Here is a 16312-nt window from a genome sequence, read left to right on the forward strand (position 1 = left end):
AAAAAACCGCTCCCCAATAAAAGGAAGCGGTTATCAATAATATTATTCGGCAGCCTCAGGGCTGTCAGCATCGGCACTCTCCTCGAAAACCTCAGGGGCTTCCGAAAGTAACGTTTTGTACCAACTCACTAATTTTTTAATGTCAGAGGTGTAAACACGCTCTTCATCGTGGTTCGGCAAAATATGGCGCATGAATGAACGCAACTCTTCAGTAGAAGAAGTACTGTTCACCCCTGGGTCTTCACCGAATTCCTCACGAATTTTCAACATTACATCACGCAAAGGACAAGCGCCTTCATCGTCAGTGGTGTAAATAGAAATCTCTTGAAGGATAGAAACGCGGCTGTTTGCGTTTGCTACCAATTTTTTTCCAGGCTCGTTGATACTCTCAACGATAACTCCCGCGCGGGTAGGTTTCAATACTTTGAATAGCCCACCTTTACCTGCAATCGCACAAATCTCTGAAAAGTTCATATTATAATATTTTTATCCAAATAAGGTATTTGTCTTTTTCTCAAACGAGGGCAAACTTAAAATATTTGCCATTGATATAAAAGAAGATTAATGATTTCCTACGCCCGAGTGGAAACCTTCGGCAATTTCACCGATGAAAGCAAGGAGTTCTTCCCTGCCCAGGCCACTTTCGGAGCTTGTGGTAATCATGGTTGGGAGTTCCTCCCATGTTTTCTTCATAATTTTGCGGTACTTCGCAATATTGGACTGTAGCTTGGTGTGCGATTGTTTGTCGCATTTGGTAAAGACAATCACAAAAGGGATTTCATTTTCGCCAAGCCAGTTCATAAAGGCGGTATCCACCTTCTGCGGCTCATGGCGTGAATCAACCAAAACGAAAGTACAGAGCAAATTTTCGCGTGCTTTCAGGTAGGTTTCGATCATTTTTCCCCATTTGCTGCGGCTTGTTTTACTCACCTTTGCATAACCGTAACCAGGCAAATCGACCAGGTACCATTCATCATTGATCTCAAAGTGATTGATCAGCTGTGTTTTTCCTGGCGTCGAAGAGGTTTTTGCCAAGCTTTTACGCTCCGTCAAGGCGTTGATCAAGCTGGATTTTCCGACATTGGAGCGGCCAATGAAGGCGAATTCAGCTTTGTTCGCTTTTGGGCATTTAGAGATATCAGTATTACTGATTACAAAATTGGCGGATTTAATTTTCATAGTTTCATTCGATCAAAAATGATGCGTAAATATTCCATGGCATGAAATTGTTCGCTGGAAGGCACCATCTTGCGGACTGCAAATTTACACCCTTTCTTTTATTAAGTCAAAGAGAATTGTAAATACACGGTTAAAGCGGTCAATTATCTGTCGAAAATTACCCGTGCCATATCCCGAAAATCCGAATTTTTTGGCAACAGACAGTGGTGATGGCGCGGAATGAAGCGATCATTGAATCGTTCAATATTACTGAAGATAGGTTTAATGTAAGATTATTGTTGATCGATATTATATTTATTGCCTATAAATGTCAAGATGAATATTTTATTTAGTATCATTGTATAGTTGAATATAAATTGGGGTGAAGTAAATTATATAATCCGCTCAGCCCAATTTTTTGTTTATCTCTATAATCAACCTTACATGATTTCAAAGCAGGTGAAGAATCATAGGAAATACCCATTTTTGTTCGCGTTAGTATGTTTGTTTTTTTCAATAACTGCCCAGGCCCAACAGGCAGACGCTAATAAAGAAACCGCTCGTCAGTTACTCGAGATGGCGGAGGAAATTAATCGGAGTACCGCAGTAAAAACACAGACAAGAGACATGTTTGTGCAGGTGGTGGACTTTGACCCCGACAATCAGCGCGCACTGTATATGGCAGGAAAGCTTTACCTGGAAACGGTACAGAAAGAGCGTGCGGTAAAATACCTCAAACACCTTTATGAGCTTAATCCGAAATATCGTTTTGATATTCCCTTCATGATTGGGGAGGCCTATCAGTATGCGATGGATTTTGACAACGCACTGCTTTATTATAACAAGTACAAATCTTATTATGAAAGCCATGTGAATTACCGTGGGCAGGATTTGGTGCCGATGGACTTGGTGAACCGAAAGATTTTTGAGTGTGAGAACGGAAAGAAATTTATGGTGAACCCTTCTCACTGGACGATTGTCAATCTTGGGAGTAACATTAACTCTGATTCCTATGATTTCGCGCCGGTATTTAACGAGGACGAAACCCTGCTGATTTTCACCTCGCGCCGTCAGCAAGATAATATGAACGAAAACGTAGATAAAGATAACTTCTACTTCGAAGATGTTTTCTATTCACGGAAGGTAGACGGGCAGTGGGAGCCGGCAAAAAATATCGGTGCAGGTATCAATACCCGATTTCATGATTCCAACCTCGCGCTTTCTGCCGACGGACACACATTGTTTTTGTACCGTGATGATAACGGAGGAGATATTTACCTGTCGAATTATGATGAAGAAACAGATTCATGGTCGATGCCCGAGCCGGTAAATGGTCGGGTGAACAGCTCTTATTCGGAAAACAGTATTTCGATTTCGCCGGATGGAAAAGCATTGTTTTTCTCCTCAGACCGCCCCGGAGGTTTAGGGAAGCTGGATATTTACGTGGCTACGAAAGACGATAAAGGTGTATGGTCGAGGGTAAGAAACCTCGGAGAGGAAATCAATACGCCTTATGACGATGACAGTCCGTTCATCGATTACGATGGCAAAACCTTGTATTTCTCTTCTAAGGGCCGCGATGGTATGGGTGGTTTTGATATTTTCAAAACAGTTTACGATAGTGCCGCAGGTGTATGGGGAGAGCCTCAAAACTTGGGGTATCCGATCAATACCCCTGATAATGATATTTACTTTGTATCTACTGCTGATGGCAAGCGAGGCTATTATTCTTCTGTTCGTGAGGATGGTTTAGGTTATACGGACATCTATATGGTGCGTGTGCCGGAAGAGTATGAGAAGGAAGAGCAACTGCTGGCGAAAAAGGCGTTGGAAGAAGCGGAAAATGCCAAAGCGCCCGAGGTGCTGGTTGCTGGCGTTGAAGAGGAAAATGTGGTGGCCGTTATTGCACCGGTACGGGTGGCGATTGAGGTACTGGATGCTGCTGATAAAGCGAACATGCAGGCAAAAGTTGTTTTACGATCTACGGAGTCAGGCATGAAGTGGATGGCGGAACGTCAGGAGGATGGCCGCTATGTGATGGAAGTGAAGCCAAGCGAGGGAGACCGTTTTACCCTGAGTGTGGAAGCTTCCGGCTATGTGTTTAAGAATATGAAAATTAAGTTGCCTGAAGCCACCATTACCGAGCAGAATATTGAGCGCACCGTGGCGCTGCAACGCATTGCCAAAGGACAGAAAGGAGTGCTTAGAAATGTGTACTTCAATACATCTTCGGCAAAATTGGAGGAATCTTCCTATGATGAGCTCAGCAAGCTGGAACGTATGCTTGCCGAAAACCCTTCAATGACCGTGGAATTTAGCGGGCATACCGATGCTGTCGGTTCAGCCAAAAACAATAAGAAATTATCATTACGCAGGGCTGAAGCGGTGGTTAGCTTCCTGGAGCAAAAAGGAATTGACCCGACCCGCATGACGGCCAAAGGGTATGGTGAAGAACGCCCATTGGCGACCAACGATGATGAGAAAGAAGGTCGTGAGCTTAACAGGCGTGTTGAATTTGAAATCACAAAGCAATAGTAATCATAGATTTTGATTTGAGGCGGGGGGAATCTCGCCTCTTTTTTTTGCCCTGTGCGAAATCGTATTACCTTTGTGTTTACATTCAACACAGGCAGGTAATTTCATAGCGAATGTATAATATTTAACATTCCACAAACTGTTACTTGACCTGAGCTAAACAAACACGGTAACCAATGAAAGTAGTCCCATATAAAGACCAAGATGGAGGGAAGAAGGCACAAGTGCGCCAGATGTTCAATAATATTTCCAAGCGATATGATCTTCTGAATCATGTGCTTAGCCTTGGGGTGGATATTTACTGGCGTAAGAAGGCCGTGAAGATCCTGAAGAAAGATCAGCCAGAACTGATCCTTGATATTGCAACAGGAACAGGCGATTTCGCTATCGAGGCCTTGAATGCCAACCCAAAGAAAGTGATTGGGGTGGATATCTCAGAGGGGATGCTGGATATGGGGCGCCAAAAAATTAAAGCCAAGGGTCTCGAAGACCGCATAGAGATGCGCCTCGGAGATTCCGAAGGTTTACTTTTTGAAGACAATCACTTCGATGCGGTGATCGTTTCTTTTGGGGTCAGGAATTATGAAAACCTGGAGAAAGGTTTGGCAGATATGTGCCGGGTGTTGAAGCCTGGAGGCCGTTTGGTGATTATTGAATTTTCAAAACCTCGCCATTTTCCTTTCAAACAAATATATAATGCGTATTTTAAGTTTGTGTTGCCGTTAGTTGGGCGAATCATCTCTAAAGATGACTCCGCATACACTTATTTGCCGGAGTCTGTCAATGCTTTCCCTGACGGAGAACGCTTCACAAGTATTCTTGATAATGTTGGCTATAAAGAAACCAAATGCATTCCTTTAACCTTTGGCATAAGCTCTATTTACACCGCAACAAAGTAGTCTTTGGGCTATTATTGTGTTTGTATTTAATGCCGGCCCAGCTGTTTGCTCAGCGGGCCAACGTTCATATTAATCTTCCGCATATTGATCAGAAAAAACTGCACTATGGTTTTTTTATCTCTACCGGGATGTCGGGTTTTAAGTTGACCACAAGCCCTGGGCTGGTCTCGGGAACCGGCATTGATGTGAATGGGAATTCCGTGCCACTGGATACCGTAACGTCCATCACCACCAATCGGCAATTGTCTTTGGGGGTGGGGTTCATTGCCAATTTTAAGCTGTTTGAAGCCCTGGACCTGCGGGTAACACCCAAGGCCGGTTTTTATGATTTCGGGCTGCAATATACCTATGTTACCGACGATGCCGTCGGGCAGCCTGGTGATGCACCCTTCAGGGCGCATAGCGACAATATTGAGAACGTCCGTTTTGAGTTGCCCATCCTGCTGAAGCTGAAATCGCAAAGGCGGGGGAATGTCCGTGCTTACTTTATTGGTGGGGTTAACCCTTCGGTGGAGGTGACCGGAAAGAAGGAGAAAGAGCGATCGTTTGAAATGAATGGCTTTGATATGGCCCTGGAGCTGGGTTTTGGCTTTGATTTATATTATCCCTTGTTCCGGTTTTCTCCGGAAATTCGTTTCTCGCATGGGTTGGTTGACATGAAAGGACCTAACCCCAACAGGCCGATTGCCACCGGCATTGACCGGCTTTCGACCAACAGTATTACTTTGTACTTTAATTTTCAATAATAGAACAAACCTCCCCTGCGGAGGTTTTTTTATGGACTATTATTAGTTCGTAAATTATTGATATGTATTCGAAGCGTTTGGTTTGGAAAGGTTTTTGATATTTTCAGACGTTGGCTCATAATGTCTAAGAAACGCTTAGATGCTTTAAAGTACAATAAACTTAACCATGTTAAAAAAACTACTTGTTATCGCATTAGTTGTAGCATCTTTGGGTGTTGCAGGGCAAGCCGTTGCCCAGGAAAATCATCATGAAGAAGAAAACTCCTTACTGAACTCCCTGAACATATATACAGGCTTCACCTTCATTCCCAAGAAGCACTATGTGGAGGCTGAAGGGCTGGACAATACCGGTAACTGGGTGCCTGCAATAGGCCTGGATTATTTCCGCAAGCTGAGCGAGCGCTGGAGTGTTGGATTTACTGGCGATGTGGAATTGGACCAATATTCTGTGCGTCCGGAAAATTCAACAGAAGCAGAAGAGGAAGTCAGACGTGAGAATGTCATGATCCTTGGTGTTGTTGGTAAATATGAGTTCCTGAAGGGTTTATCGGTATTTGCCGGGCCTGGTTATGAACATGCTTTTGCCGAGGAGGATGAGAATTTCTTTGTCATCAAAACAGGCCTTGAATATGAAATTGAATTTGGCGACGGATGGCAAATCACTCCTTCGGTAACTTATGATTACAAGGATGTTTACCAAACAATCTCTTACGGCTTCTCTGTCGGGAAAAGATTTTAGTGTTTATCACGACTTTCGATACTTTGGGCTGATTCTTTTCCGGAATCAGCCTTTTTTTTAAATCAAATTTTAATTTGAGTCATTCGATTTCCACCAAACTGTTTTTTTTCAGATAAATCGTCCTAAAGTTCTTTTGTTTATGCCTCGTATTTTGGAACTTTGAACTGTAAAGCCTTGAATTTAATATCGAAGCGTAACAGCAGGCCATTGCTTGTTGGTATTTTCAAGAATTCAGGGATAAAAAAGCAGATTACACAGCATACCCTAAGGTATTTTGTGTATTTTGTAAATTGGTAGGAAATTATATTTAATTCGTTTTATAAGGAGCATGGGCTTTTTCGACTTTTTAACAAGTGACATTGCTATAGACCTTGGAACTGCCAACACTCTCATCATATATAAGGATAAAATTGTCGTTGACGAGCCTTCAATCATTGCCATTAATCGTGACACCAATAAAGTGCTGGCGATTGGGCATGAGGCCATGCAGATGCACGAAAAAACGCATGAGTCAATCAAGACAATCCGACCTTTGAAAGACGGGGTGATTGCAGATTTCCACGCAGCAGAGCAAATGATTAGGGGGATGATCAAAATGATCGACACACGTAATCGCTTTATACCTTCATTTACCAATCACCGCATGGTGATCTGTATTCCTTCCGGAATTACAGAGGTGGAGAAAAGAGCCGTACGTGACTCCGCAGAACACGCAGGTGCTAAGGAAGTATATTTGATTCATGAACCTATTGCTGCCGCTTTAGGGATTGGTATTGATATCGAACAGCCCGTAGGGTCAATGGTCGTGGATATCGGAGGGGGAACCACCGAGATCGCCGTTATTGCACTTTCGGGAATCGTTTGTGATCAGTCGATTCGTGTAGCAGGTGATACCTTCAACAGAGATATCCTGGATTATATGCGCCGTCAGCACAATTTACTGATTGGGGAACGCTCCGCAGAAAAAGTAAAAGTGGCTGTTGGTTCAGCGCTTACTGAGCTGGATGAGCCACCTGAGGATTACCAAATCCGTGGACGTGATTTAATGACAGGTATTCCAAAAGTGGTTTCGATTTCATATTCAGAAATTGCTTTCGCGATTGATAAATCAGTATCTAAAATTGAAGAAGCCGTATTGAAAGCCCTGGAGATTGCTCCACCGGAATTGTCGGCAGATATTTATGATAATGGTATTCACCTTACTGGTGGTGGAGCCTTGCTTCGTGGCCTTGACAAGCGTTTGGCGTTAAAGACCAAATTGCCGATTCATGTGGCTGACGATCCATTAAGAGCGGTTGTTCGTGGTACAGGAAAATCATTGAAACATATGGATGGTAACCGTGCCGTGTTGATGACCTAATCTTTACAAGATCCCTGGGGCGATAAGTTACTGCGGTATGTTATCGTCCTACATTTAAAAAATTACAATTCAACATTTGGCCACAATTGCGGGTCGGGTGTTGAATTTTTCATTTTTACGCTTTTTGTCAATTCGTATTATCAATGCGTGAACTCTTTTTCTTTATTTACCGCTTTCGGGGGCTGGTATTATTCTTAATACTGGAACTGATTTGTGGTTGGCTTATCGTCTCCAATAACTCTTATCAGAGTATTGCCTTTTTTCATACCTCTAACCGGGCAATCGGTACGGTGTATGAAAACAAAAAGGAGGTGTCCGATTATTTTAATCTCAAGGTGGTTAATGAACAACTTGCCGCTGAAAATGCCCACCTGCGCTCGGCGCTGATGATGGCTGAGGCGACCAATTATTTTTGGTCCAATGAGTTTTCAGCAGATAGCGTGCGCCTTAATCAGTATAAATTTACACCGGTACAGGTGATCAATAACTCTATTGATGTTTACCACAATTACATTACCATCGACAAAGGTGCGATGGATGGCCTCAAGCCCAATATGGGGGTGATTGGCCCTAATGGGGTGGTCGGTAAAGTAAAATCTGTGAGTCAGCACTATGCGACGGTGGTTTCGATGCTGAACAACAAATTCCTGGTGTCTGCCAAATTGCAGCCGGCCAATGCGCTGTGTTCTGTTAACTGGCCTGGGGAAGATTATGAGATGGCCGACCTGAACTATGTGCCGCGGCACGTCAGGTTGTCGGTAGGTGATACGGTTCGTACTTCTGGCTTCGATGGGATTTTTCCAAAAAATACCATGATCGGTACAGTGGCCTCTTTTGAGGTGCCCGAGCAGGCGGTATTTTACCGTATCCGCTTAAAGCTGGCCACCGATTTCTCTTCTTTGAGTTACCTTTATGTGGTAGAGAACAAGTTGAAAGAGGAGCAAAATGCTCTTGAACAAGAAAGTAAGAAACAGTAATGAAAGGCAATAATATTTTACAGATCGTTCACTTCTTTGTCTACCTGTTGATTCAGGTGCTGGTGTTCAAAGGGGTTGCCTTGTTTGGCAGTGGCTTTATCATGATTTATGTCGCTTTTCTTCTTTTATTGCCTGTTGATACCGATAAATCAACCCTGCTGGTGTTGGGTTTCCTTTCTGGCCTTGCAGTGGACTGGTTTTACGATTCTATGGGAATTCATGCAGCGGCAATGGTGGCATTGGCGTATTTGCGCCCAAAATGGATGGGGATGATTATGCCCAAAGGTGGTTATGATGCCGGCACTTTGCCTTTGGTTTCAAACTATGGCTTCAACTGGTTTGCGGCTTATGCCCTGCCGCTGATTTTTGTTCATCACTTCCTGCTTTTTGTTATTCAGGCAGGAGGGTTCGCCATGCCCGTCAATCTGCTGGTCAAATCATCGTTCAGTATGTTGCTGACCTTCATTTTGATCGTGTTGTCGCAATCATTGTTCTACCGCGTAAAACGAAAGTCTTATGAATAATAGCAGGAGAATAGTCATTCAGTTGTTGATTGCATCAGTGGCGATTTTGTTCTGCAGTAAGTTGTTTTACATGCAGGTGATTGATGATGACTACAAATCTGCCGCACAAAACAACGTGATGAAACGCTTTGTCAGTTATCCCTTCAGAGGGATGATCTCGGACAGGAATAATCACCTGATGGTCTATAACGACCCTGTTTACGACATCAAAATCGTTCCCAAAGAATTTAAGAATGTGGATACGGCAGCCTTCTGTCAGCGCTTTGATATTCCGCATAAGGATTTTGACAAGCTATGGAAAAAGGCCCGACGCTATTCCTGGGTGAAAGCTTCTACGCTTAAAAAACAGCTGACCAAGGAAGAGTTTGCCGAGATTGAAAGTTACCTGATTGACTTTCCCGGTGTGTATGTCTCTCCGCGTACGGTCAGGGGCTACAATTATAAATCCGCAGCCAACGCACTGGGTTATATTGGTGAAATTCCTCCGCGGCAGCTAAAAAAAGACACCCTGAAGTATTACCGAGAAGGGGATTATGTCGGCCGTAGTGGGCTGGAATCTTATTATGAAGAATACCTGCGTGGACAACGCGGAGCAAGTTATAAAATGGTGAATGTCCGTGGGGTGGTGAAGGGATCATTTCAGGGCGGAGAGTATGATACGCTTTCGGTTCCTGGTAAAAACCTGACCTCTACAATTGACCTCGACCTGCAAGCCTATGCAGAGAAACTGATGAAAGGCAAGGTGGGGTCGCTGGTGGCTATTGAGCCAAGCACCGGAGAAATTCTGGCCATGGTATCAGCACCTGATTATGACCCCGGACTGTTGTCGGGTCGGTTACTCGGGAAAAATATTGGCAAGCTTTACGGCGATTCTTTGAAGCCGCTGTTCAACCGTCCAATAATGGCTGCCTACCCTCCGGGTTCCATCTTTAAAACGCTTCAAGCGCTGGTGGCTTTGCAGGAAGGAGTGATTCGGCCTGGTGAGAAAATTTATTGTGATCATAAACTGATCGGTGACCATGCGCCTATCGGACTGTTCGATATTCAGCGTGCGATCAAATACTCTTCAAATAACTTTTTTGTAAAAGTGTTCAAAGAGGTGCTGAACAGGGGAGTAGATTCCAATACTTTTGTGGATTCCCGCCTTGGGCTCGATAAGTGGCACTCTTATATGCTGCGGTTTGGGCTGGGGCAACGGCTTGGTATAGATTTGCCAGGAGAGAAGAAAGGCTATATTCCAAGCTCTGCATTTTATGACCGCTATTATGGGCATAACCGATGGAAAGCCTCCAATATTCAATCTCTTGCAATTGGGCAGGGAGAGGTTTTGGTGACGCCGATTCAGATGGCCAATATGGGGGCGTTGCTGGCCAATCGAGGTTATTTCTATACGCCACACCTGATCAAAGATGTTGATGGTAACGGCCCGCTGGAGAAATATACCATTAAGCATGAAACCAATATAGACCCTGCTTATTATGACGAGGTGATCAAAGGGATGGAACAGGTAGTGCAGGGAACGGCCACCCGGGCTTATATCAAAGATTTTCCGATTGCAGGAAAAACGGGTACCGTTCAAAACCCACACGGTCCGGATCACTCGGTGTTCATGGCATTTGCGCCTGTGGAGCACCCGAAAATTGCGGTTTCAGTGTATGTTGAAAACGCAGGATGGGGTGGCCGTGCGGCAACGGCGATCTCTGGGCTTGTTCTGGAGAAATATGTTCGTGGTCACATTACGCGGCCATGGATGGAAAAATATGTGTTGAAAGGAGATTTCTTATACTAATGGAAGATCAGATTCAAAGAAAAGGCAGGTTTCTGGGGAACTTGGACTGGCTTGCAGTATTGTTGTTTTTCATGCTGGTATTTGTCGGCTGGCTGAACATCTATGCCGCCGTTTATAACGAGGAAGCCCATCGCAGTATTTTTGACCTGGGACTGAATTCCGGAAAACAGTTGCTGTGGGTCGGAACGACCATCGTATTGGTAACGGGTATCCTGGCAGTTGATTTCAAATTTTTCGATTCTTTCGCCTATGTCATTTATGGGGTGGTCATGCTTACCTTGGTCATCGTTTTGATCTTCGGTCGCGAGGTGGCAGGCTCAAAATCTTGGCTGGAAATTGGTGCTTTCAGGTTGCAACCCGCAGAGTTTGCCAAATTTGCCACGGCCCTTGGTGTAGCGAAATTCCTCTCCTCCCCCTCCATGAAGATGGATAAACTCATGACTTATGTAAGGGCGGCGATGCTGATTTTACTTCCCATGGCACTGATTGTCCTTCAGGGAGATGTGGGTTCGGCGATGGTATTCCTGATTCTGGTACTGGCTTTTTACCGCGAGGGATTAACCGGCCTGGTCCTGGTGATTCCAACCGTTATTGGGGCGGTGAGTTTGCTCTCTTTGCTGTATCCCGTTGTTGCCGTAACCCTGGGTTTGCTGGCTGTGGCGGTACTCATTATTGCTATTGGCGAGAAAACCAAAAAGCGGATAGCCATGGTGGTGGTAAGTCTGGGCTTTCTCTGTATGGTATCGGTAGGGGTGCATTATGTGGTGTTCAACATCTTTAAGCCTCACCAACAGGGGCGTGTGAAGGCATTTATTGACCCTGACGGGGATCCGCTCGGTGTTGGCTGGAATGTAACGCAAGCCAAAATTGCCATTGGTTCTGGTGGTTTTTGGGGCAAAGGTTTTTTACATGGGACACAAACGAAGTTTGATTTTGTCCCTGAACAAAGTACTGACTTTATCTTCTGTACCATCGGAGAGGAACATGGCTGGGTAGGTTCGGCAGGGGTAGTGCTGCTGTTTGCCTTGTTTATGTTTAGGCTGATATTTTTAGCCGAACGACAGAAATCCCGCTTCGTGCGGGTGTATGGTTATTGTGTGGTCTCGATTATATTTTTTCACTGGTTTGTGAATGTCGGCATGACCATCGGCCTGTTTCCCGTAATTGGGATTCCGCTGCCACTGGTGAGTTATGGGGGCTCCTCCCTCTGGGCATTTACCATGCTGATATTTATCTTTATCAAGCTGGATGCACACCGTATGCAAATGATGGCCCGATAGCTTGAATGAAAATAAAAAAACGCCTGCTTGATGTTATTTGAACACTAAAGCAGGCGTTTTTATTTATAATTTTTGAAAATCAGTTGAAATTTGAATTAATTTAAGGAATCTCTACCTAATTATTACTTCAATATTTTCAAGCATATTTTTTCTCAGGAGGCATGGAATACAGAAGAATCGCTATTTTAATGAAATTGAGCTAATATAATTTAGTTTGTTTCTCATAGATGATTATTTTTACCATTATTTCTGTGTTAAAGTAGTCAAAATAGAAACAATTGCCTTTTTCTACTTTATAGAAATCTGATTAAATTAAGTATTGTAATTTCTGTTTTTAATCATTGCTTCAACCTATTGAGAAATTTTACCCAACCAACCATGATTCACTCAAAGGGCTTTTTTGCTGCCTTTCTTATCTGTTTGCTTTTTACATGGGCAACGACGGAAGTGCATGCCCAGACCAATAAAGTGGCACGTATTACTCTTGAGGATGGTAAGAAATATACCAATTCTACTTTCATAAAAGTCAGTTTTGAATTGGTGAAGCCTTCTACCAAAGGGTTTATTGATCAGATGCAGCTTTCTGAAGATCCAAGTTTTGCCAAAGCCAAATGGCATCCCTTTAAAATGGATGGAATTAGCTATCAGGTAACCGGTGGGGATGGCCTGAAGAAAATTCATCTTCGATTCAAGGATAAAGCAGGAAATGTATCTCCTTCTGATTATGCCACCGTAGTTATTGACCGACAATCTCCGGTGGGATCGTTAAAAATCAATGATGGCAATGAGTACACCAACGATCATCAGGGGCGGGTAATCCTGCAACTTGAAAGTTCTGAAGCTTCCCGCATTTATCTGTCAAATCATGATAATCCATTATCGGTGAAACCGATGGCCATGGAAAAAGTGATGCGGTGGAATCTTGATGCCAATAGTGACGGCATCAAGTCGGTGTATGCAATACTTGAAGACCGTGCGGGTAACCGCTCAGAATTATTGAAGGCGTCTATTCAATTGGATCGTCAGGCACCGACTGGTGGTGAGCTCATCATCAATGATGGGCAGGAAGTGACGAATGATCAAGAGGTGCGCCTGAAAATCAAAGCCATGGATTTGGACATGATCAGGTTGGTGGATCATGAAGTGGCAGAGGTATTGAAGTTCAAGCCATCGTCGAGTGGCTATATGGAACTGGACTGGAAGCTTAAAGGAGAAGATGGCTTAAAAAAAATAGCCGTGTTCTTTATGGATAAGGCCAAAAACAGAACGACCTCACCTGTGGTTGCTGAAATCAAACTTGACCGCAAAGGGCCTGAAGTGGTTACCTTTAAAATTAATGGCGGTGAACGATATGCCTCAAGCCCTAAAGGGCAGGTGGACCTCGGGATTGTTGTTAAGGAACCATCCAATGTTAAACATCTTGAGATTAGTAATGATGCCATGTTTGCGGTATCGAATACTTTCCCTTATCAGGCTAAAATTCCTTGGGAACTTGAAGCCAGTGAAGATGGTGTGAAAACGGTTTATGTGCGCCTTACAGATCTTCTGGGCAATGTTTCCGATGTTTATCAAACGAAAATATTCCTGAAAAGAACTTACCCTAAGGGGCTGAGAATTCAGGTGCAAAAAGGCGAGGAATATATCGCCAAACGTGAAGTTTCTGTACACATGAAGGCCATCGATGCCAAATTTATGCAGGTCAGCGAGTCACCTTCTTTCAATAATAGTGCAGAATGGTTGCCTTATGAAACCCGCACTCTACTGACGCTTTCTGCCGAGGACGGTCCGAAAACCGTGTTCGCCCGATTCAAAGATGAGGTAGGGAATGTTTCCGAGCCGATTTCCACAAAAGTAATTTTAGATCAAACGCCTCCTGAAGGTAGTTTGGTGGTGAATGGTGGGGAGCCCTTCGTAACGGCAAAAGATAAAGTAACTGCTTTGAATATTACCGCGGGCGCTGATGCACAGGCCATGCGTATCAGCAATATTAATGATTTTACCCGTTCACCGTGGCGCCCAGTTCTTGAAGAGGTTCGTCCATGGATTTTGGCAGGTGATGATGGTCTGAAGAATGTTTATCTTCAGTTAAGAGACAAAGCGGGGAATATTTCTGAAACGATTGTAGGTTCTGTTACTTTGGACCGTTCCAAGCCTACAAAAGTTGTTTTCAGGTTGAATGATGGCAGCAAATGGCACAATAGCATGGAGCCTAAAGTGAAAGTTTCGCTGGAAGTGGAAGGCGCCCATGAAATGATGCTCTCCAACGATGAGACTTTTGCAGGAGCGAAATGGCAGCCTTACAAATCAGAAGTATATTACACACTTCCTAAAGGCGAGGGGATGAAAATGGTTTATGCCAAGTTCCGTAACAAAGCAAAAATTACTACCGACCCCGTCTACGCAAGAATTATGCGGGACACCAAGGCGCCCGTGATTCAGGAAGTAAAGGTCAATAATGATGTCTTTTATGTAACTGCCCGGGATCGCCGTATTCCGGTTGAGGTGAAAGCCGATGGGGCCAATTTTGTATGCATTTCTGGTCAGGCACTGACACAGTCGGAATTGGAAGACCGTTCGGTGTGGAAAAATTACGAGCCGTTGAGCTCGTGGACGCTCTCGGATGCCGAAGGGGAGCAAGAGATTTATGTGTACTGCCGAGATTACGCAGGAAACATCAGTAAGCCTGTGCAGAAAAAAGTGAGTTTGGTTACCACCCAGGTGGAAGTGGCGAGCTTTAAAATTAATAACGGACAGAAATACACCAATAAGGAAGATAAAGCTGTGGAGCTGAACTTCGATGTGAAAGAAGCAGATGAGATGATGATCTCAAATTGGGAGCATTTTGCCAATGCCAAATGGGAGCCTTTCCAAAGCACCAAAACCATTAAGCTTGATGGGGGCGATGGCGTGAAAACCGTGTTTGCCAAATTTAGAAATAAGGCAAAAGTGGAAACACCTTCTTATTTTGGACGAATTATTCTGGATCGTGAAGCACCTGTTCAATGCCGTGTGCAACTGAATAATGACTCTACATTTACGACTCATCCTGAGCGTAAGGTAAAGGTTAAGCTGAGAGCATTGGGAGCGAAATACATGATGGTTTCAGAGCATAAATCTTTTGATAATGCCAAATGGGAGCCTTATAACTCGCGGATGGTCTATCAGTTCAAAGGGCCTGATGGTGAAAAAACACTTTACGCCAAGTTTAAAGATGAGCCAGGCAATGAGTCGGCGATCGTCTCGGCCTCTATTTATTCTGATGTTACACCTCCGGAAGGCGTGAACTTTGTCATAAATAATGGTGCTAAATATACCAATGACAGCAAGAAGTCGGTGGTGCTAAAAATTCAGGCGAATAAAGCCCGTCAGATGATGATCGATTATTCGCCCTCTTTCTCAAAAGGAAAATGGGAACCGTACCGCGAAGAGAAGAAGATTGAGCTTCCGGGAGGCGACGGCGAAAAAGTATTGTACATCAAATTTAGAGATGAGGCAGGCAATGAGTCCAAGCTGATGACCTCAAAAATATTATTGAAACGCAGTTTCAACTAAACAAAAAAAACTCCCTGAGATCAATCAGGGAGTTTTTTGTTTTTAAGGCTATTTATTGGCGCGTACACACGCTAATAGATTACTGAATTTCAATTCTTTTCACCAAGTCCACTTCTTCAATTTTGGTCATCTCTAAGGTTAGAATGCCATTATTGAAAGTGGCGGTAATGCTTTCAAGATCGATGGTTTTAGGGATTTTAAAAGAACGCTCAAAACCATTAAGGTGAAATTCTCGGCGAATCACTTTATCTTCATTTTTTGGTGCTGCTTCCGTTGCTTTATCAGTCTCGGCGGCTTCTTCCGCTTTATTTTCTGTGGCTTTTTCTACTTGCTGAAGGCTTGCCGATACTGTCAGTAAATTGTTTTTTACACTCAGGTTCAAGTCTTCTTTTCGATAGCCCGCAGTAATCAGCTCAATTCTGAAGCCGTTTGGCGTTTCAAAAACATTCACAGGCACTTGATATTGTACTTGGTCAGCGCCAAGTGGTGATCCGAAATTGCGGTCCAAAACTTTAAATAATTCATTGGCATTTTGAACCATTGTTCTTGGGTTGCTAATCGTCATCATATCTTTTGTTGTTTAGGTTTTATTATCAAATACAATTCATCCTGATCAACTCCTGTACCAATCCAATTTTTAAGTCAAATAGACAAACTTCGAGTCATTTAAGCTGACATAATGTCTTTAATTTATGTTTTTTTGAAAAATTAAGTGCCATAATGGCTGGTTTTTACTTGTTTTAGTTCCCTGTC

General features: G+C 43.7%; 13 protein-coding genes. 10 read left to right on the forward strand and 3 right to left on the reverse strand.

Annotated features, from left to right (window positions below):
- Nucleotides 1-42: 42 nt before the first annotated feature.
- Together AABK40_RS03485 and yihA are read right to left on the reverse strand one after the other, a co-directional pair.
- Nucleotides 43-474 (reverse strand): DUF5606 family protein, encoded by a 432-nt coding sequence (locus AABK40_RS03485; RefSeq protein WP_332921079.1) that lies wholly within the window; start codon nucleotides 472-474, stop codon nucleotides 43-45.
- Between the two features lie 87 nt (nucleotides 475-561).
- Complete coding sequence (yihA, locus tag AABK40_RS03490; protein ID WP_332921078.1) at nucleotides 562-1179, reverse strand: ribosome biogenesis GTP-binding protein YihA/YsxC; 618 nt, start codon at nucleotides 1177-1179, stop codon at nucleotides 562-564.
- 483 nt (nucleotides 1180-1662) lie between these two features.
- Between yihA and AABK40_RS03495 the strand changes: the two genes are divergently transcribed.
- From AABK40_RS03495 to AABK40_RS03540, 10 genes are all read left to right on the forward strand, one after another.
- Nucleotides 1663-3693, forward strand: a complete 2031-nt coding sequence (locus AABK40_RS03495) for an OmpA family protein (protein ID WP_338397660.1) — start codon at nucleotides 1663-1665, stop codon at nucleotides 3691-3693.
- 176 nt (nucleotides 3694-3869) lie between these two features.
- On the forward strand, nucleotides 3870-4592 hold the full coding sequence (gene ubiE / locus AABK40_RS03500; protein ID WP_332921076.1) for a bifunctional demethylmenaquinone methyltransferase/2-methoxy-6-polyprenyl-1,4-benzoquinol methylase UbiE: 723 nt from the start codon (nucleotides 3870-3872) through the stop codon (nucleotides 4590-4592).
- On the forward strand, nucleotides 4541-5338 hold the full coding sequence (porT, locus tag AABK40_RS03505) for a type IX secretion/gliding motility protein PorT/SprT (RefSeq protein WP_332921075.1): 798 nt from the start codon (nucleotides 4541-4543) through the stop codon (nucleotides 5336-5338). The genes ubiE and porT overlap by 52 nt, the downstream gene beginning before the upstream one ends.
- 166 nt (nucleotides 5339-5504) lie before the next feature.
- Complete coding sequence (locus AABK40_RS03510) at nucleotides 5505-6077, forward strand: hypothetical protein (RefSeq protein WP_332921074.1); 573 nt, start codon at nucleotides 5505-5507, stop codon at nucleotides 6075-6077.
- A 328-nt stretch (nucleotides 6078-6405) separates the two neighbouring features.
- Complete coding sequence (locus tag AABK40_RS03515; protein ID WP_332921073.1) at nucleotides 6406-7437, forward strand: rod shape-determining protein; 1032 nt, start codon at nucleotides 6406-6408, stop codon at nucleotides 7435-7437.
- Between the two features lie 143 nt (nucleotides 7438-7580).
- On the forward strand, nucleotides 7581-8414 hold the full coding sequence (gene mreC, locus AABK40_RS03520) for a rod shape-determining protein MreC (protein WP_332921072.1): 834 nt from the start codon (nucleotides 7581-7583) through the stop codon (nucleotides 8412-8414).
- Nucleotides 8414-8938, forward strand: a complete 525-nt coding sequence (locus AABK40_RS03525; protein WP_332921071.1) for a Rod shape-determining protein MreD — start codon at nucleotides 8414-8416, stop codon at nucleotides 8936-8938. The genes mreC and AABK40_RS03525 overlap by 1 nt, the downstream gene beginning before the upstream one ends.
- Nucleotides 8931-10727, forward strand: a complete 1797-nt coding sequence (gene mrdA / locus AABK40_RS03530; RefSeq protein ID WP_338397661.1) for a penicillin-binding protein 2 — start codon at nucleotides 8931-8933, stop codon at nucleotides 10725-10727. The genes AABK40_RS03525 and mrdA overlap by 8 nt, the downstream gene beginning before the upstream one ends.
- On the forward strand, nucleotides 10727-12007 hold the full coding sequence (gene rodA / locus AABK40_RS03535) for a rod shape-determining protein RodA (RefSeq protein WP_338397662.1): 1281 nt from the start codon (nucleotides 10727-10729) through the stop codon (nucleotides 12005-12007). The genes mrdA and rodA overlap by 1 nt, the downstream gene beginning before the upstream one ends.
- Nucleotides 12008-12385: 378 nt before the next feature.
- Entirely contained in the window at nucleotides 12386-15559 is a 3174-nt protein-coding gene (locus AABK40_RS03540) for a hypothetical protein (RefSeq protein ID WP_332921068.1), read from the forward strand.
- Between the two features lie 79 nt (nucleotides 15560-15638).
- Here the strand turns inward: AABK40_RS03540 and AABK40_RS03545 are convergent, their stop codons facing one another.
- Nucleotides 15639-16127, reverse strand: coding sequence for an Hsp20/alpha crystallin family protein (locus AABK40_RS03545; protein WP_332921067.1), 489 nt, complete (start codon nucleotides 16125-16127; stop codon nucleotides 15639-15641).
- Nucleotides 16128-16312 lie beyond the last annotated feature (185 nt).

Source organism: Persicobacter psychrovividus, assembly GCF_036492425.1.
Lineage (GTDB): Bacteria > Bacteroidota > Bacteroidia > Cytophagales > Cyclobacteriaceae > Persicobacter > Persicobacter psychrovividus.

What these genes read in the sequence shown, in the direction of transcription:
- AABK40_RS03485 (WP_332921079.1), bottom strand. Translation starts at nt 474, where the DNA reads ATGAACTTTTCAGAGATTTGTGCGATTGCAGGTAAAGGTGGGCTATTC.
- yihA (WP_332921078.1), bottom strand. Translation starts at nt 1,179, where the DNA reads ATGAAAATTAAATCCGCCAATTTTGTAATCAGTAATACTGATATCTCT.
- ubiE (WP_332921076.1), top strand. Translation starts at nt 3,870, where the DNA reads ATGAAAGTAGTCCCATATAAAGACCAAGATGGAGGGAAGAAGGCACAA.
- porT (WP_332921075.1), top strand. Translation starts at nt 4,541, where the DNA reads ATGCATTCCTTTAACCTTTGGCATAAGCTCTATTTACACCGCAACAAA.
- AABK40_RS03510 (WP_332921074.1), top strand. Translation starts at nt 5,505, where the DNA reads ATGTTAAAAAAACTACTTGTTATCGCATTAGTTGTAGCATCTTTGGGT.
- AABK40_RS03515 (WP_332921073.1), top strand. Translation starts at nt 6,406, where the DNA reads ATGGGCTTTTTCGACTTTTTAACAAGTGACATTGCTATAGACCTTGGA.
- mreC (WP_332921072.1), top strand. Translation starts at nt 7,581, where the DNA reads ATGCGTGAACTCTTTTTCTTTATTTACCGCTTTCGGGGGCTGGTATTA.
- AABK40_RS03525 (WP_332921071.1), top strand. Translation starts at nt 8,414, where the DNA reads ATGAAAGGCAATAATATTTTACAGATCGTTCACTTCTTTGTCTACCTG.
- mrdA (WP_338397661.1), top strand. Translation starts at nt 8,931, where the DNA reads ATGAATAATAGCAGGAGAATAGTCATTCAGTTGTTGATTGCATCAGTG.
- rodA (WP_338397662.1), top strand. Translation starts at nt 10,727, where the DNA reads ATGGAAGATCAGATTCAAAGAAAAGGCAGGTTTCTGGGGAACTTGGAC.
- AABK40_RS03540 (WP_332921068.1), top strand. Translation starts at nt 12,386, where the DNA reads ATGATTCACTCAAAGGGCTTTTTTGCTGCCTTTCTTATCTGTTTGCTT.
- AABK40_RS03545 (WP_332921067.1), bottom strand. Translation starts at nt 16,127, where the DNA reads ATGATGACGATTAGCAACCCAAGAACAATGGTTCAAAATGCCAATGAA.